We start from the raw sequence: 25,742 nt of genomic DNA, 5'->3' as shown, positions 1-25,742 counted from the left end.
TCCAGAGAGTTTCCTGCCTACCGAGAATGGCCTTCAGTGCAAGAAGGCGAAGTACTCTTTCGAGTCTGAACGATGCCAATGGTATTGTTCTTCACAAAGAACGTAACGTTCCCGCCCCTGCCATCTGTTGCGAATAAAAACGTAATTTTCTGGACGATGGTAAGACTATTCTACCAGCCGAGCACGGAGAGGACGATTTTCTCCACACGGTCGTTCTAAGAAAAGAACGCTTCTATTGACGTGGCCTAAACTTCGAGGCACTCTGTGGCCGTTCCATCGTCAAGCTCTGGTCGGTTGGAACCGCGGTGATTTGAAGTGCACAGCTTGCTCCGCGTCATCAAACGCTAAAGCGTCACGAGGCGTGCTTCGCGCTTCGCGACTTGCAGTCAAAGGATTGCTTGTCATGATCATCGTTCCGTCAATCCCGGCTCCACTGCGCCTGATGCGCCAAATGCGTTCAGGCCATCAGTGTTGTCTCTGCTGAACAAAGAGATCTCCCAGGCAACACCATCATTCGGCGCTGGCTCCTCGGCCAGCGGCAGGAGAGCTTTGCCATGCCGACCGCTCACATCATTGAGATCGAAGGACTCGCCGCAGGCGTAATCGTCGCGACCGCAGGTGGCTTTCGATTCTTCGCCGCTGAAACCGCATTCCGGTCTTTGGATCGGGAAGTATTCCGCAGCATCGCCCATGCCAATCGCGCTGTATGCGAAACTCACGGCAAGCAGCGTACCTCTTCAAGCTCCAAGAAAGGTCTATCTTAATGTTCTCTCCTCAACGATCCTGCAATCGGGGCCTGCGGACAGTGTATACTGTCGTGGCGATCCTGAGCTCGTTCGGAACCGCTTGGGCCGCCAAGGATCAGCTCGTTATCGGCGCCACGCAATATCCGTCGAACCTGAACCCTAACCACGAGGCCATCACCTCGAAGGATTACGTGCTGGGTTTCGTCTATCGTCAGGCAACGGCTTTCAACGGTGAGGGCAAGAATGTCTGCCTTCTCTGCACCGATTTCCCGACCATCGAGAACGGACTTGCCAAGATAGAAACCCACGACGATGGCTCGAAGGGCATCGCTATCACATTCAAGATCCATCCCAAAGCGACCTGGGGCGATGGCGTTCCGGTGACGGCAAAGGACGTGCTCTTCACGTGGAATCTGGGGCGTCAGAAGGAAGCTGGGTTCCTGAGCCTCGATGCTTATGATCGATACGAGAAGATCGACGTCGTCGACGATAAGACGGTTGTTCTTCATACAAAGACGGTGCGCAGCGACTATAATGAGCTCGGCCGGTTCAGGATCTTGCCGGAGCATGTCGAGGGGCCGATCGTCAAGAGTGTCGGCGTTGCCGAATATCCGAAGAATACGGCCTATAACCGCGCCTCGACGACGCCCGGTCTCTATAACGGCCCTTACTTGATCAAGGAGGTCCAGTCGGGCTCCACCGTCGTGTTGGAACCGAACCCGTATTGGTTTGGCAAGGCCCCCTACTTCAAGCGCATCGTTATTCGCACCATCGAGAATTCTGCAGCGCTTCAGGCCAATATCCTGTCGGGCGATGTCGATTTCGCACCGGGAGATGGCGTGGGGCTGACAACCGATCAGGTGCTTGAGCTCGAGAAAGCCCACAGGGATAAGTTCGATTTCATCTACAAGCCAAGCTACACATACGAGCATATCGATCTGCAGAAGAACAATCCTATCCTGCAAGACAAGCGCGTTCGCCAGGCTCTGCTCTTTGCCATCAACCGCAAGGCCCTGACGGACAAGCTCTTCGACAGCCGGGAGCCTGTTGCTGATACGTTCCTCGCGCCGATCAGCCCCTTCTATGACAACAGTGTCCCCAAGTTCACCTATGATCCGAAGAAGGCGGCAGCGCTGCTGGAGGACGCTGGTTGGAAGATTGGACACGACAAGATCAGGGTCAATGCTCAGGGCCAGCGCCTCTCTCTCGATTTCGGTACTACGGCCGGCAACAAAGTGCGCGAGCTGGTGCAGCAGGTCTTGCAAAGTCAGTGGCGCGAGGTCGGCATCGAGGTCGTAATCAAGAATGAGCCTGGACGTACGTTCTTCGGCGAAACGGCACGCAAGCGCACCTATAGTGGTCTTGCCCTCTATGCCTGGACCAGCGATCCGGACGAGCCGCCAGTACGTAACCTCCATACCTCAGCCATTCCTGTCGAAGGCAACAACTGGGCCGGAAACAACATTGCGGCCTTCTCTAACCCGCAATTCGATGCTGCCCTGGACAAGCTCCTCGTCGAGCTTGATCCTGCGGCTCGCAAGCCGCTCTGGTTCGAATTGCAGAAAATTTATGTAGAGGAGCTGCCCGTTCTCCCGCTCTTTTTCCGCGTTCAGCCTTTCGCACTTCCGAAATGGCTGAAGGGCATCGAACCGACGGGCAGCGGCGTCAGCACTCATTGGGCTGAAACCTGGCATGCAATCTGATCGCCCAGAAACTAGGGCTGGGCACATTGCGCCCAGGCCCATTTCCCCTCCAGCGCTCGAAGTCGACGGCCTGTCCGTCGACTTTTCATCTCATGAAGGACCAAGACGTGTGGTCGATGGCGTGAGCTATACGATTGCGCGTGGGCGGACGCTCGGCGTGGTGGGAGAAAGCGGCTGCGGCAAGTCTATGACGGCGCTGGCTCTCTTAGGTCTGGTCCCGAAACCGGCGCACGTGACGGGGCGTATTGTCGTCAGTGGTCAGAACTTGTCAGGAATTGCGGCCGGGAAGTGGCCTGAGATTCGTGGGAAGCGCATTGCGATGGTGTTCCAGGAACCCATGACGGCGCTCAATCCCGGCATGTGCGTCGGCGATCAGATCGGGGAGGTTTTGCATCTTCATGAGTCTTTAGGCTGGAAGGAAGCGCGTGAGCGCGCGGTCGAGGAACTGCGCCTCGTTGGCATTCCGTCGCCCGCCGAGCGCGCGAAGTCATATCCGCATCAGCTCTCGGGCGGCATGCGCCAGCGCGTTGTGATTGCGATGGCATTAGCCTGTCGTCCAGATGTGCTGATTGCAGACGAGCCGACGACGGCACTCGACGTGACGATCCAGGCGCAGATCCTCGAATTGATGCAACGCCTGCAGGACGAGATCGGCATGGCGGTGCAGTTCATCAGCCACAATCTCGCCGTCGTGTCGGAAATCGCGGATGAGGTCATCGTCATGTATGCGGGACAGGTCGTGGAACGCGCGAGCGCCGAAGAACTTTTCTCCAAGCCTCTTCATCCGTATACGCAAGGCCTAATAGCGACCATGCCGATGATCGATAATCGCCAAGAGCAGCTGGCGGTCATTCCCGGCGTAGTCCCGCATCTTGATGGAAACCATAAGGGTTGCCGCTTTGCCGGACGCTGCCATAAAGCGGATTCGGAGTGCCGCGCCCTCGTGCCCGCTTTGATCACAGTCGAGCCCGCGCATGAGGTCGCCTGCCATAAGGCTCGTCCATGACCGCTCTTCTTTCAGTCAAGGATCTCACGATCAGCTTCCCGGTTGGCAGGGTGAATCTGTTCACTGGACATCGTCGCGCGATTCACGCCGTCCAGGATGTGAGCTTCGATATTGCTTCCGGCGAAACCCTGGCGCTCGTGGGCGAGAGTGGCTGCGGCAAGACCACGGCGGGTCGTGCGATTGCTGGCCTCTACAAAGCGCCGAAGGGCGCCATTTCATTTCGAGGCCAGGACATTCTCGATCTCCCGCGTGCGAGCCGAAGGACTGTGCGCCGTGCGATTCAGATGATCTTCCAGGACCCGTTTTCCTCGCTCGACCCACGCATGACCGTGTCGGAAATTCTAAGCGATCCTTTAAAGGTCAATGGCATAGGCAACGCACAGGAAATCCGGGAGCGCGTGCAAGATCTGATCGGGCAGGTCGGCTTGCCGGCGGACACCCTCAACCGCCATCCACACGAATTCTCTGGCGGCCAACGCCAGCGCATTGCGATTGCCAGGGCTCTCGCGCCGGAGCCGCAGATCGTTGTTGCTGACGAGCCGTTGTCTGCTCTCGACGTCTCGGTGCAGAGCCAAGTGCTCAATCTGCTCGGCGCTCTCAAGCGTCAACGCGGACTCAGCTATCTCTTTATCAGCCACGACCTTGCCGCTGTTCATCATATTGCCGACCGTGTCGCGGTTATGTATCTCGGGCGCCTCGTGGAAATCGCCGGACGCGATGCGCTCTTTGCCGCCCCCCGGCATCCCTATACGCAGGGTCTCCTGGCAGCTGTGCCACGTATCGGCCACCGGCGCCGCAGGAGAAGTCTGATTGAGGGCGATCTGCCGGGCCCGTTGGCTATACCCTCGGGCTGTGGGTTCCACCCGCGCTGCCCTCTCGCGAAGGATATCTGTCGCCGAGAACGCCCGGAACTTAAGTCACATGCTGGCGATAGGGCTCATCTCGCGGCGTGCCACTTTGCCGGCGAGGCTCTATGATCATGTTTTTCCTGCGCCGCCTTCTCGGTATGGCCATCGTTCTGCTCGCCATGTCCTTTGTGGTCTATGGCCTTATTGGGCTGATGCCGGGTGATCCCATCGACCTTATGGTCATGTCCAATCCCGGCATAACGGCAGCTGACGCGGATAGGTTGCGTGCCCTGTACAGCCTCGACGAGCCGCTCGTCACCCGTTACGGACACTGGCTGATAGCTGCGTTGCAGGGAGATTTCGGCTTCTCCCGCGTTTATGCCCAACCCGTGCTTGACATCATCGGCCCGGCGCTTTGGCAAACTACGAAGCTTGTGGCGCTGACACTCGTGATCAGCAGCATTCTCGCCACCGCTCTTGGAATCCTGTCAGCTCTGCGTCCAGGCGGCAAGATCGATACGCTCGTGAGCTTCATCAGCTTTGCCGGCATCTCCCTCCCGTCCTTCTGGCTCGCCCTCATCCTTATCCTAACGTTCGCTGTCTGGCTCGGTTGGCTTCCAGCCAGCGGGATGGGGAGACCAGGGGAGGAGGGCTTCTTGGGCAATGCTCGCTTTCTCATTCTTCCCGTGACGACCCTCGTCATCGCGAATATCGGCGGCGTGACACGCTATGCCCGCTCAGCCCTGATCGAAACGTTGCGCATGGACTTCATTCGCACTGCACGGGCCAAAGGTGCACGCGAGCCACGCGTGGTTCTGCGCCATGGCGTTCCAAACGCTCTGTCCTCGGTCATTACCGTAATCGGCATGAACTTTGGCACGCTGTTCTCCGGGGCTCTCATCACCGAGACCATGTTTGCACAACGGGGACTGGGCAAGACCATCTATGACGCAATCCTGGGTAACGATTACAATCTCGCCCTCGTTGCCCTCCTCTTTGCCACCTTCGCAACTCTGATCGGCAATCTCCTGGCCGATCTCGCCTGTGCATGGCTCGATCCAAGGATTTCCGTGATATGAATGCGCTTGCGATTGCCGTGGATAACGCCCCCTGGCAGAGGCGCTGGAGGCGCTTCCGGCGCAATAGGACGGCGCTTTCCGGTCTCTATGTCCTTGTCGCTCTCATCGTTTTTTCCCTGGCCGCAGCCCCCCTGGAGGCCCTGCTCGGGATCGATGCCAACAATGCAGATCTCCTAAGCCGCTTCGATGGACGGTCGGCGACAAATTGGCTGGGTCATGACGAGCTGGGGCGCGATGTCTTGATCCGGCTCATGTATGGCGGACAGGTATCACTAGGGGTCGGCATTGCTGCGACACTGCTCGGTGCAGTGATCGGCATTTCGATCGGCTTGGCGGCTGGCTACTTCGGTGGGAACTTGGATGCGCTGCTGATGCGCTTCACCGATGGCATCATCGCGCTTCCGCTCCTGCCACTTCTCATCGTACTGGCTGCGATCGATCTAACGAAGCTGGGGTTCTCGGCCGACTTCGCACGTTCCAGTGCTGCGAGTTTCTATCGGATCGTCCTGATCATCGCCCTGATCGACTGGACCCGCATCGCGCGCCTCGTGCGCGCTTCCACACTCAGCATCCGCGAGCGAGAGTTCGTGCTGGCGGCGCGTGTTTCGGGGGCAGGTACGGTCCGCATCCTGTTGCGCAGTGTCCTGCCCAACGTGATCGCGCCGATCATCGTCGCATGCAGTCAGGTGCTCGGCAGCGTCATCCTCTTCGAGGCCGTCTTGAGCTTCCTCGGTTTCGGCATCGCCCCGCCGACTCCGAGCTGGGGCAATATGCTCAACAATGCGCAGGAGCTTGTCGCGACCGCGCCGATGCTCGCGATCTATCCCGGCCTTCTCATCTTCATCACCGTCATCGCCGTGAACTTCATCGGTGATGGCCTCCAAGACGCTTTCGATCCGCGAGCAGAATAGGAATGGCAGACGAACCTCTCAAAACGCAGCCGGCGACTCTCGATGATGCGCTCTTTCCGTCCATCGAGCCGTTCGACAGCGGCTATCTGGAGGTCAGTGAGGAGCACCGGATCTATTACGAGCAATGCGGCGATCCCGAAGGCATTCCGCTCGTTCATCTCCATGGCGGTCCCGGAGCGGGTTTCCGTCCGATCAACCGGCGCTATTTCGATCCTGCCATTTGGCGCATCGTTCTCTTCGACCAGCGCGGCTGCGGACGCTCCGAGCCCTATGCCGAACTTGAAGGCAACGCGACGCAGCATCTCGTGTCCGATATCGAGAAGCTCCGCCTTCATCTTGGTGTTGGCCCCTGGGTCGTGAGCGGCGGCTCCTGGGGCAGCTTTCTCGCGCTGGCCTATGCGCAGGCTCACCCCGATGCCGTCTTAGGATTGCTGCTACGAGGCATAGCGCTTGGCCGGAAATTCGAGTTCGATTGGTGGTGGCAGAACGGTATCAGCGCTCTATTTCCCGAATATTGGCGCGCGCTGCGTGACTTTCTTCCCGAGGCAGAGAGGAGCGATGTTCTCGCGGGCTATTACAAAAGGCTCATCGATCCCGATCCCGAAATTCATCTCCCCGCAGCGGTTGCCGTCCGAACGTTTTCGGGAGGGGTTGGGTCGTTCAGGCCGAATGCGTCCTATGTCCAGAGCATCAGCGATTCCAGGCAGGCTCTGACTTCAGCTCGCATCTTCTCGCATTACTGCATCAACGGTTTCTTCGTGCCGGAGAATGCCGTGCTTCGCGGCGTTGAGCGCATCCGTCATCTGCCGTGTGAAATCGTTCAAGGACGCTACGATGTCGTCACGCCTCCTCGCACGGCATGGGATCTGAAGGAGGCTTGGCCCGAGGCCGAGTTCACCATTGTCACTGACTCGAACCATTCCATCGACGAGCCCGATATGGCGGCCGAACTCGTTCGCGCCCAATTCCGTCTCCCGAGCGCAGTTATCAATTGATCATCGTGATGCGAGATCGAAAAACTGTTTCGAGATATGAGCGCGTCGCACCGAAATAAAAGTTTCTGCGTTGAAGCTGTGTCTCCAATTTCCTTCTTCTTTCCGTGTAAAATCGATAGGTTCATTTCATTGACCGATGTTCTATTGCCGATGATACTTCTATTTCGTTGAGGAGTTGGGCCATGACAATTCTTATCGTTCCTGGATTGCATGGCTCTGAGCCGGAGCATTGGCAGAGTCGTTGGGAGGTGGATCTGGACAATGTAGAACGAGTTCGCCAGGACAACTGGGAAGAGCCAAACCTCGAAATTTGGCTTCGAACCTTACTGCATTATGTGGAGAGAAGACCGGGAGCCATCCTGGTCGGCCATAGTCTCGGAACAATCTTGATAGCTCACCTGGCATCTCACTATTCGGATCTGGATATCGCAGGTGCATTGCTTGTAGCTCCTGCCGATCCCGAACTGTTGCAGACACGTATTCCCTGTATCGCGTCCTTTGCTCCGCTGCCGGCTTCCCCTTTTCAATTTCCTGCAACCCTCGTTGCTAGTCGCACCGATCCCTATATGGCTCAAGCGCAGGCGCGCTCCCTCGCTAAAATTTGGGGAGCGACCTTCGTCGATGCAGGTGATGTCGGGCATATCAATGTCGCCAGTGGTCATGGTTCGTGGCCGGAAGGCCTGACGTGGCTTAAGGAAGTAGCTCGACGCCAGCCGAATGTGGGTCATTCAGATTTTGTCGCAGAGCGAGGCGGTGGAGGAATGGGCCTTTGTCGGGCCCGGTGAGCGTCAGGTTCTCGCCTTTGACGCCTGCTGCAAGAGCAGCCGTCATCTCCTCCCGGCTGGCAACGTCGACGCCAATCCCGCACTGGGACGCGGCTTCCAGAAACGTCCCACTTTTATTCGCTTCGAGGCGTAGAGGACGAAGCCTCTCACACCAGCCTCTTTGAAGATGCGCTTGAAAGCCTCTGCGCGCTTCATGAATGCGTTGGGCGGCAGGATATGGCAGGGGAGCCGTATTCTTGAACCAGGTGACGGATGAGATCAGGCTCCGATGCCACAAGACGTCGGCCGAGCCCGTCCAGATGCGGGTTCAGTCGAATAGACGGCAGCATGATCAGAATCCGCCGATCCGATGGCCAATCCCGGCCGTGCGCGCTGCCTGATAAACGGCACCGGCAACGGCGACATCGGTCACAGCGAGGCCGCTGTTATAAGCAAAGACGATCTCATGCGGATTGGTGCGTGCACGCTTGTGTCCGAGCAGAATGTCGGTGAGTTCCGCATCAACTTTGGGGAAGTGGCCGTGATCATCGGCAAGGTCTTTGCCGGTGGTATGCATCTGAGCCTCGCTGGTGGCAAGAACGCGATCCGCTTTCTGAAGCACATCGGGAGCAAGGCCATAGCCAAGCACGATGGCCGTTGGCTCCCGGTTTCAGCATGCGGTGGCTAATGAGTCCGTGAGCCCCAGGACCGCCGGCTCCGATGACAATATCAGCCTGATAGGCTTTTCCGTCGGCACATCTGTGCAAAAGCGAGCCGTGCGCCCGTTTAGGATGCATACTTCAGACCTTAGCCGAAGTTCTGCTTTCAAGCGAAGCGAGGACATGGGTCAAACCGGTGACAGCCCCTACTGCATGGCAACCGGACTGGGTGGTTTTCAGGCGGAGAACGGAGCCAAAGCTGGAGCCTTGGAGGTCCCCTTTGGCCTCCGGAGAACGTCTCTCAGAGAATGGCTGTCCTAAAATTGATAAAAGAAACCCGGCACTTAGGAGAAGGTGCCTGGAAATAGAAAGCTTAATAATATCAGAGACTTAGATAATGGCGGAGGGAGCGGGACACTCCGCCGTTTCAGGCCCAAAGCCCTACGATCCAAGGGTTTGTCCGCAGCCGCGGCCCTGGTTGACTACATATTGATGTACAAATCGCCCGGAAAACGTCAAGGCCGGCGTGGCGATTTCAGGTCGGATCGGTTCCGTCCCGCGGCCGGTCCATTAGGTCGTCCGGCTCCGGAAACAGCTTCTGCTCGGCGAGCGCTGCGGCAAGGCCCAGCGGCTCCAGGCTCGCCTGCAGGGTCCGGATTCGGACTTCTGCCCAGGCCAGCATCCGGCCGACCTCGCCGGGACAATCCGGTCCACTCGACTGCATGCGCGCCAGAAAGCCTTCCAGCTGGCTGATTTCCGCGGCAGCAGCGGCGAGTCGCCCGACAAATTCCTGCCGCCGCTTCTCGCGCTCCTCCCGGGCCCTTGCCAGCGCGCGACGCTGTTCCTGAAGCCGCCACTCCTGCTGCCAGCGCTCGTGTTCCTCGCGTCGCGCTTTGACGCCGGCAAGATACAGGACCATCCCATCGGCGATCTCCTCGATCAGATTTTCAAGGCGCTGGGTCTTTCCGTCCTTCCATACGCGCCGTGCCCCAGTGACATACTGATCAGTGATCCGAATGCCCAGTTCACCAGTCCGGATCGTGTCGGGCTCCGGATATGCCCTTTTCTGACCGTACTCCCAAAGTCCGAGACGGGCGTTACGCTCGTTGCGCCTGAGCCGGCGCTCCTCCTCGGCCAACTCGGCGTCGGTGGGGATATGAGGCCGTGTCTCGGTGCGCTCGATCAGCGCGAACGTCAGCGTATCGCGGCCGATCCCGGTTCGCATCAGGCGTCCCTCCGCATGGAGGGCGAGATCACGGGCATCCAGGGCACGGGCCAAAGCATCAAGGATGCGGATCACCCGCTCGACGCTCGTGATGCCAACCTCGATTCCGCATTCCGCTTCGCCTGAGGCGCTGACGGCTCCGTCGGGCCTGAGTTCCGCCCGGCGCAGTGCCTGAGCTGTGCGTGCAATGCTCGGGTGAATGATCCGAAGCGGCTCAACGGGCTCAAACTCCATAGGCTTCGGACGGCTTGGGCGGGAGACATGCGGCTCCCGGTGGACCTTGATAGCCTCCCGGACTGCCGGCGAGGGAGGGGCAGGCGGACCGTGGATGATGATCTGCTCATCGGCTGGGTCGGCAGTTGCGTAGAACCTCGTTCTCTGAATTGGCTGCCCGCTCTCCTTCTTAGCCCAGTACCCTCGGCCAGGCGTCGGGATGCGATGCCGGTCGCAGATCTTCTTGAGGGCAACATCCGAGATGCCGAGTTCCATCGCGACCGTCGTCATCGGCTTGGACCAGACAAGGTCGTACATGACGCGCCGGGTCGTTTGATACGGATCCATGACCTATGCTCGTTCGGGTCGCCGAAGCCTGTCAACATCAGCCTGATCCGCAATGCTGATGAAGAATGCCGGGAAGTGGATTGGGGAACCATGCAAAATTCCCGTTCGGCCCGTGCGCTCCACTTAGGTTCGTATCGCCGTCGGCGTGCTTCCTGCAGGGATGGGGGCCGGATCTGATAGAAAAACGTACCCTTGGAAAGGCGTTACTTTTTCGCAGAAAAGCGTGTCGATTGTACAGAAAACTGTTTCCAGTTTCCGAGTAGAGCATTTGGATTTCGTTACGTGGAGACTTGGAAAAACGTTACCTTTGCTTGGAGAAATGTGACTTTCCATAAGAGTAACGGGGGGACGAACAAAGCCGCTCGATTTGATGTCCCAGGGGCTTTGCAGGATGCTCTATCCAAACAGGAGCATCCAGAGGGCCCACCTCCCTATGTCACTAGAGCCCGTTCAGAAATCGCCGAAGAATGGGGAGCCGCGCTTCAGGGCGTGGAGATCGTAAACTCTTGCGCTTGCGCAACCTCATAGTTGCACAGCGATATGTTAGTTTGCGCCGGCGACGAGCCTGAATAATACGGGGCGCTCACTGCATCTGAGCGCCCTTTTCAATCATCCAGCGGTAGTGGCTCTCTGTTGCTTTCGTTCAGAGAGCAAACCAGAATTGGTCCATTGAGTATGTTGACCAAGCATCGCTTCCGATCTCTCGGAGGCATTATGCCTGTAAAACGCTTGACCTAACCCAGCCAGACTGGCTCATCGCTGCCAAAACGTCTAAAGCGTTGTCAACATAAGGTGTTGTCTCTGGCTTTAGCTTCAAAGCCATCTGGACTGCTTCCTCACGGGTCTTCGCTTTACCTTCAACTTCAAGGAAGCCAACCGTGGAAGCGAGTTCCAGCGCTCTCCAGTGTTCTGAATTCATTTTTTTGATGAAGTCATTGAACTGTTTGAGTGGCTCGCCGATCTCATCACTAGCCTTTTTCCCCTTGTCTGTTAGCTGGTACACAAATTTCTGAGCTTCGTCAGAGACTGACATTGCCTGCTCTTCAAGCAATCCAACAGTGACGGCTAAGTGCAGGGTATCGGAGAGTTCGCGGCTAAAAGGCCCATAGTGATGATATTCGAAACTTCTCTGGCGAAAGTTTCGAGCGCCTTGCAAGGCTAATAGGTAGGCTTCCTTCTGAATTCGGATTCGCGTCTCGATGGTGCCGCCCGCTTCTCGCACCAAGCTGATCAGGCCGAGCAACGTCGTATCGCTTTCCATCATCTGACTCCGTTGATCTTGATTCTAGTGAACATAGCATGAACATCTTAATTAAGCGTTGTTCGTAAGGCTATCGCGAACTTCAGGGGGCACAATCATCCTGGGGAAATACCGACGGTTCTTGAAGGCTTGAATAATTGTGCTCTCATTGTCGGCTTCGAGCGGAACCGCGTTTTTCCCCCCACCCACGAGCCAAATTGAGTCTTCGGAAGACTCTGGTTTCCAGTCGTAAGTCTTGTAGCTAGTACGGCTTGGCTCGTCGTACATCACGAAGTAATCAACCGCTTCATTCGCAAATGCTGCGTATTGCTTCCTTACTTCTGCCTTTGCGCGCTCCATCCTTTTGTTGGTTCCCTGATAATCCCCAGGGTCCACTGGGAGCGTCTTGAAAAGCCTGCGCTCCAGTAGACGACTGGAGAGTTCTCTAATGATTGGATCCTTATGATCCCGCCAAGTATCCATAAGATGCCACAGATGGAACTCGGAAAAGCGCGCGTAGATCGCGAGATCTATGGCCTGCCCGTGGTCCACTAGCGCTTTTAGGGGAATGTCGTCTCCGCCTGCTCGGAGTATCTGCTTGTCGCCAGATTTATAAAGGTTAACTGCACGACGGAAAAGACTTGTCAGCATCTTCGTCGCCGCCCGAACCGTATGATGATAGTATACTGCTCTGTATAGCTGGTCGAGCGTGACAAGATATGCTTCGATCGACTCGATTGCTCCTCTTTCGACCGCTATTCTTTTGTCGTCATCTGTGGAGAGGAGATCCAGTATTCGCTCCAAGTCGAAGCCATGACCGCGCAACCCAGCAAACGTCGCATCTCGCTGCAAATAGTCGAGCCTGTCAGCATCAAGCTGGCTAGAGACAACTTTGTAAGACCAATGATCCTTCTGGCGTGCCGCTTTATCGAAGAATGGTGTCAATAGCTTCGGGAGTTGTTGGTCAACCTGAACCAGCAACTTGTGAATGCTAGACTGCGGATCCTGAATAAACCTCAGCGTCATAGCCTCATGATGGAAGTTGACGTTTGCCTCTCCCAGGATTTCTTCCATCGTATGGGAGAAAGGGCCATGTCCAATATCGTGAAGCAGGGCGGCAGTGACTGTACGAAGCTCGTCATCTTCGGCCCCAACAATGTTGTTGTTCCGACAGATGCGCTCGAACATGGTTTGAGCAAGGTAGGAAACACCGAGGCTATGAGTAAATCTGGTGTGCTCAGCGCCATGAAACACGAGATTGGCTAGCCCGTTCTGCCGAACAAAACGAAGGCGCTGAAATGCTGGGTCATCGATGACTCTGCGAAGTAGCCAACTCATCCGCTTCGGGAATGGGCCCGCCGGGCAAGCGGCATTCAGATCGACGTCCTCGAAGCGCAGTTGCTGGTGGATCGGATCGCGGAAGAACTTGGGTCGCGCCACAGCCGTCATCCTCCTATGGCCAGTTTGAGCCGGAAAAGGCTGACTGCCTCATTATTGTTCCCTGTCCCATGCTTGGAATGCCATAGCTATGGGGCTGCACATATCGCTAACCCGTACCTCTCAAGTCAACCTGCCAGAGCATCAAATGGTCACATATCGACAGGTTCTTGGCGGTGTCCCGTGCCGTATGGGAGACAGCACGAGACACCACTCCGTGTATTGCCTGAGGGCGTTCCATCAATAAGATGCTCTAGTAAGCTAGAGCATAACCAATAGGCGCTGCTGATGTTCCTGAGGTAGGGAACTCCGGTGCAGCGACGTAGAGCCCTACAAGTTGTCACATAGACGTTCCGCTTCAGGATTCGCTGATGCGATTAGCGCAACTTCGTCCCCTGAGATGCTTCTCTTTGCCAACAACTCTTCCGCAAGTGCCAGGATCGAGGCTCTATTCGCCTCTACAAGACCCTTCGTCTGCACCATAAGCCGTTGCAAATCCCTCTCGACAGCGGCCCTAAGTTTAGGGTCAGCCGCGAGAATATAGGAGACATCGTCCTGTGGAGCCATATAGGAGATCGTTGCTCCCAGCCCATACTGGGCATGGACTGCCGTAATGATTCGTGTCGCATCACGCAGATCGCAGACAGCTCCGGCACTTGCACCTTGGCCTAGGATAATGTCAGAGCAGCGACCGGCAAGAGCGGCCATCACTTGAGCCTCCAATGCAGCCCTAGTGGGTGTCAGTTCTGCAATCCTAAGGCGCGTCGATCCTGATGCCGATTGAGTGGCCATGATCGTTGCTCCCAGAACGGGGATGCCAAGGCGATGGGCCACGATTGCATGGCCAGCCTCATGGATTGCAACACCCCGCACCTGCTCCAGCGGCCGCAAGTCAGCAGGCGCGACCTCCGCGAGCAGATCTTCTAGGATCAAAGACCTGCCAGCAAAGCGTGCCCGCTGTCGAGCAGCACGGATCCAGCCTGCCGCAATAGCACCAGTGGCTCCCTGTCCCAGCCTTGCGACCGGCGTAAGGTCCTCGTTCTTGAGATCGGAGCCGAGATGCAGCCGTAGGATGGCAATCAAACCCTGTTCATCAGGGGGTAGGATCTCGAACTGACGGTCAAACCGCCCGGGGCGTAGCAGCGCACGATCCACCCTTTCGATGTGATTGGTTGCAGCAAGGAGGATGATGCCTGATTTGCTCGCACGAGCCTGATCGATTCTAACCAGAAAATTCGTAATCACCGGTTGCCACCAGTCCGCTCCTCTATTTGATAAGGTCGCTCTATTCGGCAGGGCATCCAGTTCATCCAAGAACCCGACGCAGGGTGCGGCTGCCTGCAAGCTATCAAACCAGGTATTGGTCTGCTTGATGACGGAATCCAGGAAGCCCGCCCCCTGCGCGAAAAAGTCGGCGACTGTAGCCTGTATCAGCGGCAGTTTCGCGGATTTGGCCGCCGCTCGGGCCAAAGTTGACTTGCCGGTGCCCGGGATTCCGAAGAAAACCCCGCTTTCCAGCGCATCAGGACTGAGTTCGCTCCGTCGCACGCGTGCCACATCATCAATGAGGCTCAATGCCCAATCCCGGGCCCGTCCATAACCATGGAGATCCTCAAGGCGTGGGGTGTCGTCGTGGATGCGGATAACGGCACGTGAGCAGGCCGCGCGTCTTAGTCTTTCGATGCAGATGTCCGGCGTAGACCCTGGGCGTAGGCAACTGACAAGATCTGGGAGATCCAAGCCAGAGAGGTCTTCAGCTTTGAGGCCGACTACTCGGGACGAGCCGCACCATACTGCAATGGCCTTGCTCATTACCCTTGGAGCAGGCGCAGTCACGCTGACAAAGAGGTCGGCTGCTCCGCATACCATCTGCGGAAGATAGGTGTCCGGATTCTGCGAGACCGCTATCACTGGAACACGGCGGTCAAAGGCATGGGCGACTTTGGCCTGAACAGTCTCCTCATATCGGCGCTGGTCGGTTTTCGCGAGGAGGATCATCGCCTTGTAGCCCGACAGGCGATTGGCCGCCCGAGAGACTGGCTCGACCCAAGCTGCTGTCGGAACGCGAAGGATCACTACCTGAGGTCCGCCCTTCTTGAGGAGGCGGCGCCCGTTGCGTCCAAGCGCGCTAGACAGAACTAGGTTCGCAATCAGGTCAGACGGAACCGTCAGGTACTCGTCCTTAGCCTTGGATCGGGCATCCGTCGTTTGGGTTTCGGAATCGAATTCGGCAGCGAGGAAGTCAATGGTGTCGCTGTGCTCGTTCTTCAAAGTATCGCTAACGGTCGGCATGAAAGGCTCTCGTCTAAGAGGGGAGGGATCCGGGGAAGATGTTCGATTAGGCGAGCATTGCTTCAGTGCCGGCGGAGCGGCGTGTAGGCCGCAGCCAGGGACAGCCGGCTGCCTTCAAGAGGGTGAGGCCGTAGCGGAGCACCAGATCGAGTTCGAGGCGCCTCGGAGCGCAGAGAGGCTGCAGGATCGGACCCGTGCCCTTGACGAGATGTACAGACGACGTACCGGCCAAAAGCCCTGAAATGCGCTCCTGCAGATAAATGATGTCGGACTTGTCGAAGTCTGTGTTGGTGAGAACAAAGATCTCCTCTGCGAAATTTAGATCCTCATTGCGCCGGTGATCTGGGAGGCGACAGACCGGCTTGCCGGCCTCTCCGACCCGGGCGCAGAGACGCCCTTTCTCGTCGACGCCGACGAGCAGGTACGCGATAGCTCCCTGTAGTTCGGGCAACTGCAGAAGCCTCCTAAGGTCATCCCAGGCGGATCGGACAACGGTCGCTTTCGTGATCTTGCTGGTGAACACCGCGAGGCTGGTGTCTTCGATAGGATAGCTGATTTCGACACGGGGAAGGGGGAGGGGCTCAAGGCTCATGAAAAGCTCCAGGAATGCGCGCGGTCTGTCGCTAGCCATCGAAGGCTGCGCTGCAATGCGCTTAATGCGACGAGCGTGAGGTGTCCGCCGGCACCAGAAGGCCAGCGGATCTCGCGATGAAGGAGGCGTGCGATTAAGCTATCGGTCGCCAGACACGAAGGCTGGCATCAAAGCCAGCCTCCAAGTCGAGGGCGAGCACACCGGCGTCGACAAGGGCGAGTACCGCCGAAATTGGGCGGGGATGATAGGGGATGACGCAGGCGAGGTCGCCGAGCTCGGCGATGACGGCGTTGTCCACGGCCGTGAGCAGGGCAACCTGCACCTCAGGGGTGAGGTCTGGGTGCTCGATGAGGCCCGGGTGCACGGCGGTCGGGCCGGGGCCGGGCGGGACCGGCGGAGTGCCGGCGCTGGCGGGGAGGAGGGCGGCGGCGTGCGGGGCGCACGCGCTGTTGCGCGGAGCAGACGCTCCGGCATAGAAGGGGGTAACCATGTGGTTCTCCTGGGTCTACAGGGGACCGGATGGCCAGGCTGTTGAAGACGGGTCGCAACCGCTTCAACAGCCGCTTGGCTGTCCGGATTGGGAACAGAAGCCCAACGAAAAGTAATCTGTATCGGGGTGGAATAACTTACAAGGCGGCCTGTCGAGCCGCAGATGGCCTTGGTTAATAGATGTTTACCATTTTGGCCTTCCGTTCAATCCTCCAGCCTGGAGCTTGCCTTGAAATGAGATTGCATTCTAGAGAATGCTGTTCGCCTAGCTACCGGTCGCCGAAACAGATATGCACCTAATAAGACTCTGGTCTGCACCGGGGCTGCGATCCTTACGAGCCAGAAGATTCGGACAATGATCCACCAGTTCATGCTGCGGATGCCTCGCGCTCCAGCGTCCTATGGTCCCCACTCCTTGTACAGCAGAGATCATTTTTGAAGCCTTCTACTGGATGTACTCGGATAGCTCTACAAACAGGACGCAGAGCATGGAATGGTTACCGGTTTGATTGCGCCCCGACGCCCGCTTCGTCTTGCAATCTCTGTGCACTTCATACAGTTGCTCGGCGGTTAGGTTTGCAAAGAAGACAACTCAAATGACACAATTTCTCGCCGCAGATGAACTGAAGGACGCTTGCAAGTTTTGCGCAACGTTTGCACGCGGCAAAGTTCAGGAACAATTCAGCCGGGGCATGATCCCGAATGCTAACGATGACACGGCGACCGTCACCTTTATCGAAATCGAAGGTAAGACATACGCTGTGACGGCAAATCATGTCATTGAGGGCTTCCGGGCTCAGGCAGCCGCAGAAGGTTTAGATCCTGAAGGCTATTTCCTGCCCAAGGGTTCGGGCAGGTATCTTCACCCGCCTTTTGTCCAACCTCCGGCTGCCATTCCGTATGCGCGACCAGACATCGCGTTGCGGCCGATAGATCCTCAAGCCGTGGCTAATCTCGACAAAATGATATTCAAGGTTGAGGATATCACACCCACCTTTCCCGTCGCGTATGCGGTGGCTGCGGGCTTTCCTACGACTGCCAAGAGTGGCGCTAGCAGCGCCCCCGGCAGTCAACTGAGCATGGCTGGCTTCTCGGCAGTAGCTGAAGGAGTGTCTTCGGCTGACGGTGATCAGGTCCAGTTTTACAGTGAGGTCGCCTCATCCAGACTGGCTGGTGATGTCAGTGGGATGAGTGGGGGCCCTGTCTTTTGGAGTGATGGGACAAACTTCGGCCTATTAGGCTTCGTAAAAGAAGCCATGGCTGATCAAAGTGCGGCGTCGGGGCTGAGCAGTGTCCACTTTATTTGCCAGCGCGCGGATTACCAAACGCTTGCAGATTGGGCAAACTATACAGACCGTTCATTCCCTCAAAAGAGAGATGCGTTAAACGCGCGTTTGGCAGCACGAAATCGAACCATCTCTTAGCTGTTTACTAAGCGCCCTTGATGCGAGCAAACCGTGCTCGTCGTGACTTCAGGCGCGGCGCCTGAGCAAAACTGACCTTGCGGCGCCGTTCCGAACGGCCATTACGGTTCAACTTCGACTTCACCTTCAGTTGTGCTCTGCGCTCCGCGCGGATTGCTCTTTCGATATGCTTTAGAGCCGCCTCTGCAATTGCTCGGGCGATAGGTGCAGGTACCGCGTTGCCGACCTGCATATACTGCTTGCCGATATTTTGCCCCGCGAACACAAATGCATCTGGGAAACCTTGAAGTCGAGCTGCCTCCCGAACAGAAATAACTCTGTCCTGTGTCGGGTGGATGTAAGCGCCCCAATGGGGATCACACTTAGTTAGAATGGTAGAAGCCAGCCCTTTGCGAGATAGTCGTCCATATCGTTTCGTATGATCGGTTAACTCGGCACGTTGCATTCCGGCGGTGAGCAAGTCGCGTGGGATGTTCCGCCAGTTTCCCCCCTCCGGCACGTGTTGGATGCGCTCTAGCATGAGCGGGCCTAAGGTCTGACAGATATGATTGTAGAGAGCCTTCGCTCCCTTGCGCACCTCGCGTTGGAAACTATTTTTAGCACGAGTTCGTGAGCGTGCCGCAAGCTGTACGCCGCCTCCGTTGGCCAGTGGCGGCAGGTCACCAATGGCTTGGCCAACAGTAACTGGCCTTCTCCGCCCGGAAGCCGTCTCGCTGCGTTTAGAGCTAATAACCCTCGCTGACTTATGTGTGGGTTCCGGAAGCAAGTCATCAGCCTTGCCGACACGGCTGCCAACGATGAAGACCCTTCGCCTGATCTGTGGCGTGCCGAACTCTTCAGCGGACAGTATCCTCACAGCGCTTTCATAGCCCAGTAGCGCGAGTTGGGAGAAGATCTCATTGATGACACTCCGGTTTCCTATAGTGAGAATACCGGGAACATTCTCCATAATGAGTGTCTTCGGCTTTAATCCTTCTACGAGCCGTAAATAATCTTCGAACAGACGTGCGCGCTCGTCATCTGCTGAGCGATTGTGGTTATTGTAGCTAAAGGACTGGCACGGTGGGCCCCCGATTAGGCAGTCGAGCTCACCTGCTTCTAAGCCGCATTCTTCGAGTAGCGCCTCCGCGGTCAGCTGAGAAATCGCCCCCTCGAAGAAGGTGGCCTCAGGAAAGTTTAATCGGAACGTCTCGCCCGCGTCCCGGTCTGCATCATTGGCCGCCAGAATCGCCCAGCCAGCCTGTCGGAAGCCAACCGCCAAGCCACCCGCTCCGGAGAACAGATCAACACACGTCCTGCCTCGGGGTCGAGGAGCGGTACGCTTGTAGATTTGCAACTCTGAGACGTACTCAGGCATAAAACTAACCTAAACGTGCAAAAATCATCAACCAATCTCGGCTCCGAATCGCCAAGGAATTCCTAACGATAACGCGGCTCACGGCACGTTCCGGAATATTAGCTGTGGATAGGTCTTGACAGCCATCCAGTACTTGCCACACTCTGCATGGACTTGCCTGAGCAAGTTGAAACAGAGGAGCATAACGTGACTGAAGCCACCGTAATCGATATGAAGCCGAGGCCGCGAACCTACATCGAAAAAATAGGATCTAAGGAGTGGGAGCTGCCGGAGGCGGATCTCAGCGTCACTGACGATGTGGCTCTCTGGTCAGACAATCCGCGCCTCCAGACGGCATTGATGGCAGGTGTTCACTCCGAAGAAACGTTGGAGGCGGAACTCCAACGCACTAACGGCTATGACGCCCTTCGCCGCTCAATTGAAGACTTGGGACAGATGGAGCCCATCTATGTCTGGCGCGCAGATGACACGGCCAAGTATGTGGTCCTTGAGGGCGCTACACGCGTCTGCATTCTCCGCGAACTCAACCGTAAGCACATGCAGGGCAAAAAGGCTGGCAAGTTCAGTCGGGTGAAGGCAAAGATCTTGCCGCCGCATTTCACCGAAGTTGAACGTGCCATCCTGCTTGCGCGCATCCACGTGCGCGGCTCCGGCGTCCGTGCGTGGGGTCGCTACATTGAAGCAAAGTTCATCTACGAGACCGTTGAGGACCGTGAAGGCCGCCGTGCGCTCATGTCGCCGACTGAGATGGCCGGCTACATGGAAAAGTCGGTCTCCTGGGTTACCCGCCTGCGGGATGCCTATAAGTTCGCGCTCAAGTTCGTCGAGCATGTAGATACGGACGATGCCGAGAGGCTTGCAGCTGAAAATTTCAGCACATTGGAAGAAATCAGCAAGGCGAACACCATTGGTTCCCAGCTCCGCGACTACGACAATGCCAATCACGATGGACTTCGCGCAGATGTGTTCGAGATGGTACGGCACAATGCATTTAAGGAATACCGTGACGCACGCTTTCTAAAGGATTTCCACGACGACCCAGAGAAGTGGAGCCAGCTGAAAAGCGGTGAGAAGCACGTAGCAAGCCGCCTCGCTATGGATGTGAAAACCAACGCTAGCAGCACTAAGGCGAAGATTGCGGCAATCGAAACTCAGGTCCAGCGTGCAATTGAGCGCAAAGACGTTGAGTTTGGAGAGGAGGACGTTGAAGCCCTTCAGCGTACAGCAACACGCATCTACGAGCATGTTCATCCAGGCGTTCGTCCGTTCCACGTGGCGCTGAAGAATGCTAGCCGTGCGCTTGGTGAAGCTACCCTCCTCGATGTGAAGGCATTGAGCCTTGAGACCCTAGCAGAGTTCCGCGAAGCTCTCGATTATTTCGACGGGCTTGTTTCTAGGCACGGAAAGGGCGCGTAATGTCGTTTGAGCTTATGGCCCATCAGAAGGATGGCATCAGCTTTCTGACGGAAGGTCGTGCCGGCCTGTTGGCGTTCGAGCAAGGGCTCGGCAAGACTCTAGTTTCCATTGATTCTTTCCGCAGAGTGTGGCTATCCGGCGAAGCCAAGCGCCTCCTAGTCATTTGCCCCAACTCGTTAAAGCGCAACTGGATGGCTGAGCTCGGGAAATTCGCCCCCGAGCTCAGCGTTGTCATCGCCGAAGGTTCCTCAAAAACGCGGCGAAACACATTTGCCACCACGAACGCCGACGTGGTGGTGACCAGCTATGAGACTGCTCGGTCCGAAGTCACAGCGATCTTGGCGCTTGTCCAGAAGCAACCGACTGCTCTCGTCCTCGACGAGTCGCATGCGGCAAAGAACTGGAGATCTCTCACGTCCACTGCGGCGCGCCATATTGCGCCACACTGTGTGTTCCGCTGGCTTCTCTCCGGCACTCCTGTGACGAACAGTCCGGCCGATTTGCACACTCAGATCGAGATCCTTGCGCCTGGGCAGCACCTCTTGGGCTCTCAGGAAGCTTTTATGGCAACTATAGAGCGCGATCCCGATGCAGGGTTTGCAAAACAGGTTTTCGATCGTTTGATTCTTCGTCGAACAAAGGAAGATTGCCTCGACCTGCCTGACAAAACATTTGTTGACATTCGCGTCGATCTGCCTGCCTGGCAGCGCAAGTTGTACGATGACATGCGGACGCAGATGGTCTGCGACATCCAAGCGATGACAGGCGAGCAGTACCGCGCCTACGCTAGCACCGCTCTCGCGCAACTGACTCGGCTTAGTCAGATCGCGAGCAACCCCGGCCTGCTTTTCCCTGAACTCGAAAGTACCCCAGGCAAATTCGAAGCACTTGAGGGGATCGTGGCAGACATTCTGTCGGTTCCAAGCCGCAAGGTGATCATTTGGTCAAACTACGTGCGCACAATCGACTCCCTTATCGAGCGCTTCCGCGAGTATGGGGTGGTCGCAATCTACGGCGGGACACCCAACAGCGAACGGCAAGGCATCGCCCATCGTTTCCAGACTGACGACTGCACACGCGTGCTGATTGCCAACCCAGCCGCCGCTGGGACTGGCTTCACTCTTACAGCCGCTACTTACACGATATATGAGACACTCTCATGGAGGTACGACCATTACGCTCAGAGTCAGGACCGCAATCACCGAATCGGACAGGACAAGCCCGTAACCTACATTCGCTTGCTGGCTGCCAACACAATTGAGGAAGCTATCATCACGGCACTAGAGCGCAAGACATCGATGGCACGAAGCCTATTAGGAGATGAGGGCGGCGAACCAGGCATAAGTCAGCTCTCTAAAGAGGAGATGTGCGAGCTGCTAACCACCAATCGCCTACCGGAACGGCAATCCACGCCAGCTTAGGAGGAGGTAATGGACATATTCTCGCCGACTAAGCGCTCTGAAGTGATGTCACGGATCCGATCAACGGACACCAAGGCAGAGGTGCGCCTCCGCAAGGCCTTGTTCGCTCGTGGCTTGCGATACCGTAAAAACGTCCGGCAGCTTCCGGGAACTCCGGACATCGTTCTGCCGAAGCATAGATACGCGATCCAGGTGCGTGGCTGCTTCTGGCACGCACACGACTGCAGTAGGGCCAATCGTCCTGCTTCTAACACAGGGTACTGGCTACCGAAGTTAGCACGCAATGTGGAGCGTGATCTGAAAAGTGACGAGGCGCTCCGGCAGCTTGGCTGGCGGGTTCGCATTGTTTGGGAATGTGAGATCTCGTCCGCCAAGTCTCTCGCCACCGTGGCGACGTCAATCGCTTCGGAGTTGCAATCTGGAGCCCCCGGAGGAGTAGCTTGAAAGTCTTTGCTACGCGCGTATGGGGCTTTGACCCACAAAGGTGGCCTGTCATCACGTTTGGTCTTGAAGGAAATAGGAACCTACTTCTTCAAGGGTCTGGGCCTGGGGATAAGATTGTCTTTGCTGCCACTCAGAGAGAGCCCACCCCAGCACCTCTACAGGGTAGGCTACTCGGCATGGCGGAAATTGGAAGGCGGGCAGTCGACACGATGGATGTCGTGCCTAAGGAACACCGGAGAATACACGATTACGACGAATACGGCCGGTTCAGATGGCCAAAAGCCATCCTCATGGTGCGAGCTTGGCGCTTCGAGCCGCAGCCAAAGGTGCTAGACGTCCTGGCCTCGCAATTACCCTACAATGCCACTCCTCAAGCGGTTCTGCTCTCGGATCGAGATGCTGCAGCGGTTCTTCGCCTTAACGCAATTGAAGAAATACTGCCGATGACAGAAGCGTTAGCGAACGCACGCCTCCTTGATGGTGCGCTTGCTGCTGCGCGACCAACTACGGGTCCGACTCCGTCAACGTGGGTTGGAAGCGCAGGTCGGAATGTGAACCGGGATGCATTCACCTATGCCTTGCGCTTCGGAAGAACGAACACTTGGAAGATCGGCCATGCAGTTGATTTAGCCGAACGAGTGCGAGAGGTGAACTGGCATATCCCTCCTGAAGTCGTGCCGAACCCGTGGTTTCCCGTGCTGCAACAGCGATGGCCAGACGAGATCTCAGCCCATGGCATGGAGCAGCGCGTGCTTAAGCTTCTGGAGCGCTACCGGACTGAGGGCGAAAGAGTAAGGTGTTCCGAGGACGAAATCTGGATGGCTTGGAAAGCTGCAATAGGCGTCTGAGCAGCTTAAGTACGGAACGGTGCTTATCCGATGCTGGGAGATTTGCCGGAGAAATGGGCTTGCAACCTGCGAGAGCCAAGGGTTCGCAAGTCTTAGAAAGCACAGGCGCGCCTGAAAGGATCTGACTTCTAACCTCAAATTAGTCGTTGTATGCTGCGACCATCCGCTTGTACCTCATCTCTTCCCATTCATAAGACTTAGCGGGAGATCGGGCTTACAAGCCGCTTCGGTCGGCCACGCGTTGGGCGGTTCGATGCCATAGCATCGAAATCAAGCCCGCGGAAAACCGTAAAATCAATCTCCTTGGGCAGCGGAGCCGTCGCGATCTCGTGCAGTTCGCTCCGGCGCAGCGACCCGCCATACTCCTCATGCACATCGAGCAGCTCATGGCCGACTTGAAGCCGGGTTGTCCGCGGGTCAATCTTGAGATCCCGGTCGAAGTTGATCTTCGCAGCCCGCAGCGAATGGAACGTCTCCAGCAAGTGAGCGGATGCTCCGGCTGCCCGGAACAGCCGCCCCATGCGCTTCTGGGCCGTGTCCGCCGGATCAACGACGCCCTCGTGCAGGGACGGAAAGATGAAGCCCTCGCGCTGGCGTGCCCAGTCGATGAAGCCGATCTCGTCGAGGAAGTTATGCAGCACGAAGGAGCTGAGGCTCTCCTCGGTCTTGTACGGCACGATCTGGTAAGAGCCGTCGACGGTGATCACGTTCGGAGGAATGGCGATCCAGACTCCGTGATACCGCTTGATGTTCTCGCCGCGCAGGAAGGAGAGAAGGCCAATGCGCCGGCCGGTGACGAAGCCGGTCAGTGGAAGCATGGCCTTCGTGAGCTCACCGCTCGCCACACCCTTCGCAAAGATCCGGTTCAGGAGCTCGTAGTCGGGAGCCGTGCGCTGGCGCTTCGGAGGCGAGATCTTTGGGTAGATGAGCCGGATGTCGTCGAGCTGGAATGGGATCTGAGCCTGCCGGCATCCGGCCCGGATGATCGTCTTGATCTTGCCGACATAGTTGGTCTTAAGCGTCGATCGGCTGAGCGGCTTGCGGGCGAGCTTCTTGTTGCCTTCGATGATCTCCCGGATCCGCGCCAGGTCGTAGTCGTCGTCCTTGGAGGCGTTGGCGGGAATATACGCCGCCTGATTGATGAACGCCTGCAGGTCGGCCTGGGTGTAGAGACCGACCGGCTTGTCCTCCATAAGCGCGAGGAACACCTGGGTGCGGTGGCTCAGATAGCTGAGCTCGTCATAGCCCTCGCCGTGGGCGCTGCGGAGGTTGTCCTGATAGGCGCGGCTCGCCTCGCTGAAGAGCGGCCCTCGAGCCTGCTGCTGCGACGCCATGCCGGCGACCTGAGCTTGAAGCGCTGCCTGCGAGGCCATGAGATCCCTGATCATGCTGGCGAGTTCGTCATGCCGGGCGGGCGCGGGCGAGGCGGGAGCAGTCGGCGCCAGCGGGGGCAGCCCGAGATGGGCGCGGGTCGCGCCCTCGTCCGTGACCAGCCTCAGATAATAGCGGTCCAGCACGGGCGCCTCGGCCGCGACGAGGGCGCTCGCCCCGGAGATCCGGTCGGCGGCGATGCCGATGAGCCCGTTGAGGCCGGTCTCGGCCATCCGTCCGGCGATGGCCGCCGAGGATGCCGGCGCGCTGCCGTCGGCGAGCCGGCCGACGCCGTCGAGCCCGCGCAGCACGGGCAGGAGAGCGGTGAGATGATCGCGCACCGCCCGCCCAACATTCTCCTGATCCGTCATGACTGCCATGCCCCCTTCAGCCGCGTTCCGCTGCAGATGTCCGAAGGCGAGATGGGCGGCGCCGGCGAGTTGTGCTGCCAGCCGCCGGGCCTCGCGAATTCGGATCTGTCCTAGGGTCACCCGGATCGGAGCATAGGACAAGCTCGGGTCGAGGGCCTTGGGGATCCTGATCTGGAAGACGAGGCCCGCAGGGGTGCGCGTGAGGTGGTCCGGCATGTGTACAATCCCGTGTACATGCGGGCCGGCGGCACTGAAAAAGCTTGGATTTTCGGCGGGTCAGAAAATGGCGGAGGGAGCGGGATTCGAACCCGCGATACGGTTCCCCGTATACACACTTTCCAGGCGTGCGCCTTCAACCACTCGGCCACCCCTCCACGTCACTGCCCGATGGACTGATTGCTCAGTCTCCGCATCCCTTGAGGTGCAGCGGGCAATAGGCTCTGCCATCGGCAGGTGGGGGTCGTGTAGCTCTAAATAGATGCAAAAGGCAAGATCGAAGTTGCAGATTGATGCCGGCGGCACTTTGCCTTCTTGCGAATTGGC

The 25,742-nt window shown here is 57.5% G+C and carries 23 protein-coding genes and 1 tRNA gene; 13 read left to right on the top strand and 11 right to left on the bottom strand.

Annotation, left to right across the window (positions count from 1 at the left end):
• Positions 1–407 precede the first annotated feature (407 nt).
• Entirely contained in the window at positions 408–719 is a 312-nt protein-coding gene (locus LJD17_RS15445) for a hypothetical protein (RefSeq protein WP_227385074.1), read from the bottom strand.
• Positions 720–817: 98 nt separating this feature from the next.
• On the opposite strand from LJD17_RS15445, the gene LJD17_RS15440 reads away from it, so the two are divergent.
• The 7 genes from LJD17_RS15440 (at position 818) to LJD17_RS15410 (ending at position 8,073) form a co-directional block, all read left to right on the top strand.
• Positions 818–2,449 (top strand): peptide ABC transporter substrate-binding protein, encoded by a 1,632-nt coding sequence (locus tag LJD17_RS15440; RefSeq protein ID WP_227385073.1) that lies wholly within the window; start codon positions 818–820, stop codon positions 2,447–2,449.
• Positions 2,439–3,455, top strand: a complete 1,017-nt coding sequence (locus LJD17_RS15435; protein ID WP_264478416.1) for an ABC transporter ATP-binding protein — start codon at positions 2,439–2,441, stop codon at positions 3,453–3,455. Before LJD17_RS15440 ends, LJD17_RS15435 begins: the two co-directional genes overlap by 11 nt.
• A complete protein-coding gene (locus tag LJD17_RS15430) occupies positions 3,452–4,432 on the top strand; it encodes an ABC transporter ATP-binding protein (RefSeq protein WP_227385071.1) in 981 nt (326 codons plus the stop codon). The genes LJD17_RS15435 and LJD17_RS15430 overlap by 4 nt, the downstream gene beginning before the upstream one ends.
• Positions 4,429–5,382: an ABC transporter permease gene (locus tag LJD17_RS15425; RefSeq protein ID WP_227385070.1), complete on the top strand. Its 954-nt coding sequence runs from the start codon at positions 4,429–4,431 to the stop codon at positions 5,380–5,382. Before LJD17_RS15430 ends, LJD17_RS15425 begins: the two co-directional genes overlap by 4 nt.
• Positions 5,379–6,293, top strand: coding sequence for an ABC transporter permease (locus LJD17_RS15420; protein WP_227385069.1), 915 nt, complete (start codon positions 5,379–5,381; stop codon positions 6,291–6,293). Before LJD17_RS15425 ends, LJD17_RS15420 begins: the two co-directional genes overlap by 4 nt.
• A 2-nt stretch (positions 6,294–6,295) precedes the next feature.
• Entirely contained in the window at positions 6,296–7,288 is a 993-nt protein-coding gene (gene pip, locus LJD17_RS15415) for a prolyl aminopeptidase (protein ID WP_227385068.1), read from the top strand.
• 182 nt (positions 7,289–7,470) lie between these two features.
• A complete protein-coding gene (locus tag LJD17_RS15410; RefSeq protein WP_227385067.1) occupies positions 7,471–8,073 on the top strand; it encodes an RBBP9/YdeN family alpha/beta hydrolase in 603 nt (200 codons plus the stop codon).
• Here LJD17_RS15410 and LJD17_RS24370 read toward each other — a convergent pair.
• The 7 genes from LJD17_RS24370 to LJD17_RS15375 form a co-directional block, all read right to left on the bottom strand.
• Positions 7,979–8,350, bottom strand: coding sequence for a hypothetical protein (locus LJD17_RS24370; protein ID WP_227385066.1), 372 nt, complete (start codon positions 8,348–8,350; stop codon positions 7,979–7,981). The genes LJD17_RS15410 and LJD17_RS24370 overlap by 95 nt on opposite strands.
• Before the next feature lie 54 nt (positions 8,351–8,404).
• Positions 8,405–8,629: a hypothetical protein gene (locus LJD17_RS24365; RefSeq protein ID WP_406600819.1), complete on the bottom strand. Its 225-nt coding sequence runs from the start codon at positions 8,627–8,629 to the stop codon at positions 8,405–8,407.
• 617 nt (positions 8,630–9,246) lie between these two features.
• Positions 9,247–10,497, bottom strand: a complete 1,251-nt coding sequence (locus tag LJD17_RS15395) for an RWP-RK domain-containing protein (protein ID WP_227385064.1) — start codon at positions 10,495–10,497, stop codon at positions 9,247–9,249.
• Between the two features lie 712 nt (positions 10,498–11,209).
• Entirely contained in the window at positions 11,210–11,761 is a 552-nt protein-coding gene (locus LJD17_RS15390; RefSeq protein ID WP_227385063.1) for a hypothetical protein, read from the bottom strand.
• Positions 11,762–11,809: 48 nt separating this feature from the next.
• Entirely contained in the window at positions 11,810–13,177 is a 1,368-nt protein-coding gene (locus LJD17_RS15385; RefSeq protein ID WP_227385062.1) for an HD domain-containing protein, read from the bottom strand.
• Positions 13,178–13,504: 327 nt separating this feature from the next.
• On the bottom strand, positions 13,505–15,466 hold the full coding sequence (locus tag LJD17_RS15380) for an AAA family ATPase (protein WP_227385061.1): 1,962 nt from the start codon (positions 15,464–15,466) through the stop codon (positions 13,505–13,507).
• 46 nt (positions 15,467–15,512) lie between these two features.
• The gene (locus LJD17_RS15375; protein ID WP_227385060.1) at positions 15,513–16,058 is read right to left on the bottom strand and encodes a GIY-YIG nuclease family protein; all 546 of its coding nucleotides are present in this window, start codon (positions 16,056–16,058) and stop codon (positions 15,513–15,515) included.
• 127 nt (positions 16,059–16,185) lie between these two features.
• Between LJD17_RS15375 and LJD17_RS15370 the strand changes: the two genes are divergently transcribed.
• Together LJD17_RS15370 and LJD17_RS15365 are read left to right on the top strand one after the other, a co-directional pair.
• Positions 16,186–16,593, top strand: a complete 408-nt coding sequence (locus tag LJD17_RS15370; protein WP_227385059.1) for a hypothetical protein — start codon at positions 16,186–16,188, stop codon at positions 16,591–16,593.
• 550 nt (positions 16,594–17,143) lie between these two features.
• Positions 17,144–17,971 carry a hypothetical protein gene (locus LJD17_RS15365; RefSeq protein WP_227385058.1) on the top strand — a complete coding sequence of 276 codons (828 nt, stop codon included), beginning with the start codon at positions 17,144–17,146 and terminating at the stop codon, positions 17,969–17,971.
• 7 nt (positions 17,972–17,978) lie between these two features.
• Here LJD17_RS15365 and LJD17_RS15360 read toward each other — a convergent pair whose 3' ends face one another.
• Positions 17,979–19,328 (bottom strand): DNA cytosine methyltransferase, encoded by a 1,350-nt coding sequence (locus LJD17_RS15360; protein ID WP_227385057.1) that lies wholly within the window; start codon positions 19,326–19,328, stop codon positions 17,979–17,981.
• 186 nt (positions 19,329–19,514) lie between these two features.
• Between LJD17_RS15360 and LJD17_RS15355 the strand changes: the two genes are divergently transcribed.
• The 4 genes from LJD17_RS15355 (at position 19,515) to LJD17_RS15340 (ending at position 23,457) form a co-directional block, all read left to right on the top strand.
• Positions 19,515–20,744, top strand: a complete 1,230-nt coding sequence (locus tag LJD17_RS15355) for a ParB N-terminal domain-containing protein (RefSeq protein ID WP_227385056.1) — start codon at positions 19,515–19,517, stop codon at positions 20,742–20,744.
• Positions 20,744–22,165 carry a DEAD/DEAH box helicase gene (locus LJD17_RS15350; RefSeq protein WP_227385055.1) on the top strand — a complete coding sequence of 474 codons (1,422 nt, stop codon included), beginning with the start codon at positions 20,744–20,746 and terminating at the stop codon, positions 22,163–22,165. The genes LJD17_RS15355 and LJD17_RS15350 overlap by 1 nt, the downstream gene beginning before the upstream one ends.
• 9 nt (positions 22,166–22,174) lie before the next feature.
• Complete coding sequence (locus LJD17_RS15345) at positions 22,175–22,609, top strand: very short patch repair endonuclease (protein WP_227385054.1); 435 nt, start codon at positions 22,175–22,177, stop codon at positions 22,607–22,609.
• Between the two features lie 176 nt (positions 22,610–22,785).
• Positions 22,786–23,457: a hypothetical protein gene (locus LJD17_RS15340; protein WP_227385053.1), complete on the top strand. Its 672-nt coding sequence runs from the start codon at positions 22,786–22,788 to the stop codon at positions 23,455–23,457.
• 197 nt (positions 23,458–23,654) lie between these two features.
• On the opposite strand, the gene LJD17_RS15335 is transcribed toward LJD17_RS15340, so the two are convergent.
• Positions 23,655–25,415: a site-specific integrase gene (locus LJD17_RS15335; protein WP_227385052.1), complete on the bottom strand. Its 1,761-nt coding sequence runs from the start codon at positions 25,413–25,415 to the stop codon at positions 23,655–23,657.
• 68 nt (positions 25,416–25,483) lie between these two features.
• Positions 25,484–25,573: transfer RNA gene (locus tag LJD17_RS15330), tRNA-Ser, on the bottom strand.
• Positions 25,574–25,742 lie beyond the last annotated feature (169 nt).

The organism is Microvirga rosea (assembly GCF_020595095.1).
Lineage (GTDB): Bacteria > Pseudomonadota > Alphaproteobacteria > Rhizobiales > Beijerinckiaceae > Microvirga > Microvirga rosea.
Note: the sequence above shows the minus strand (reverse complement) of the source record. Positions and strands in the feature narration are given on the sequence as shown.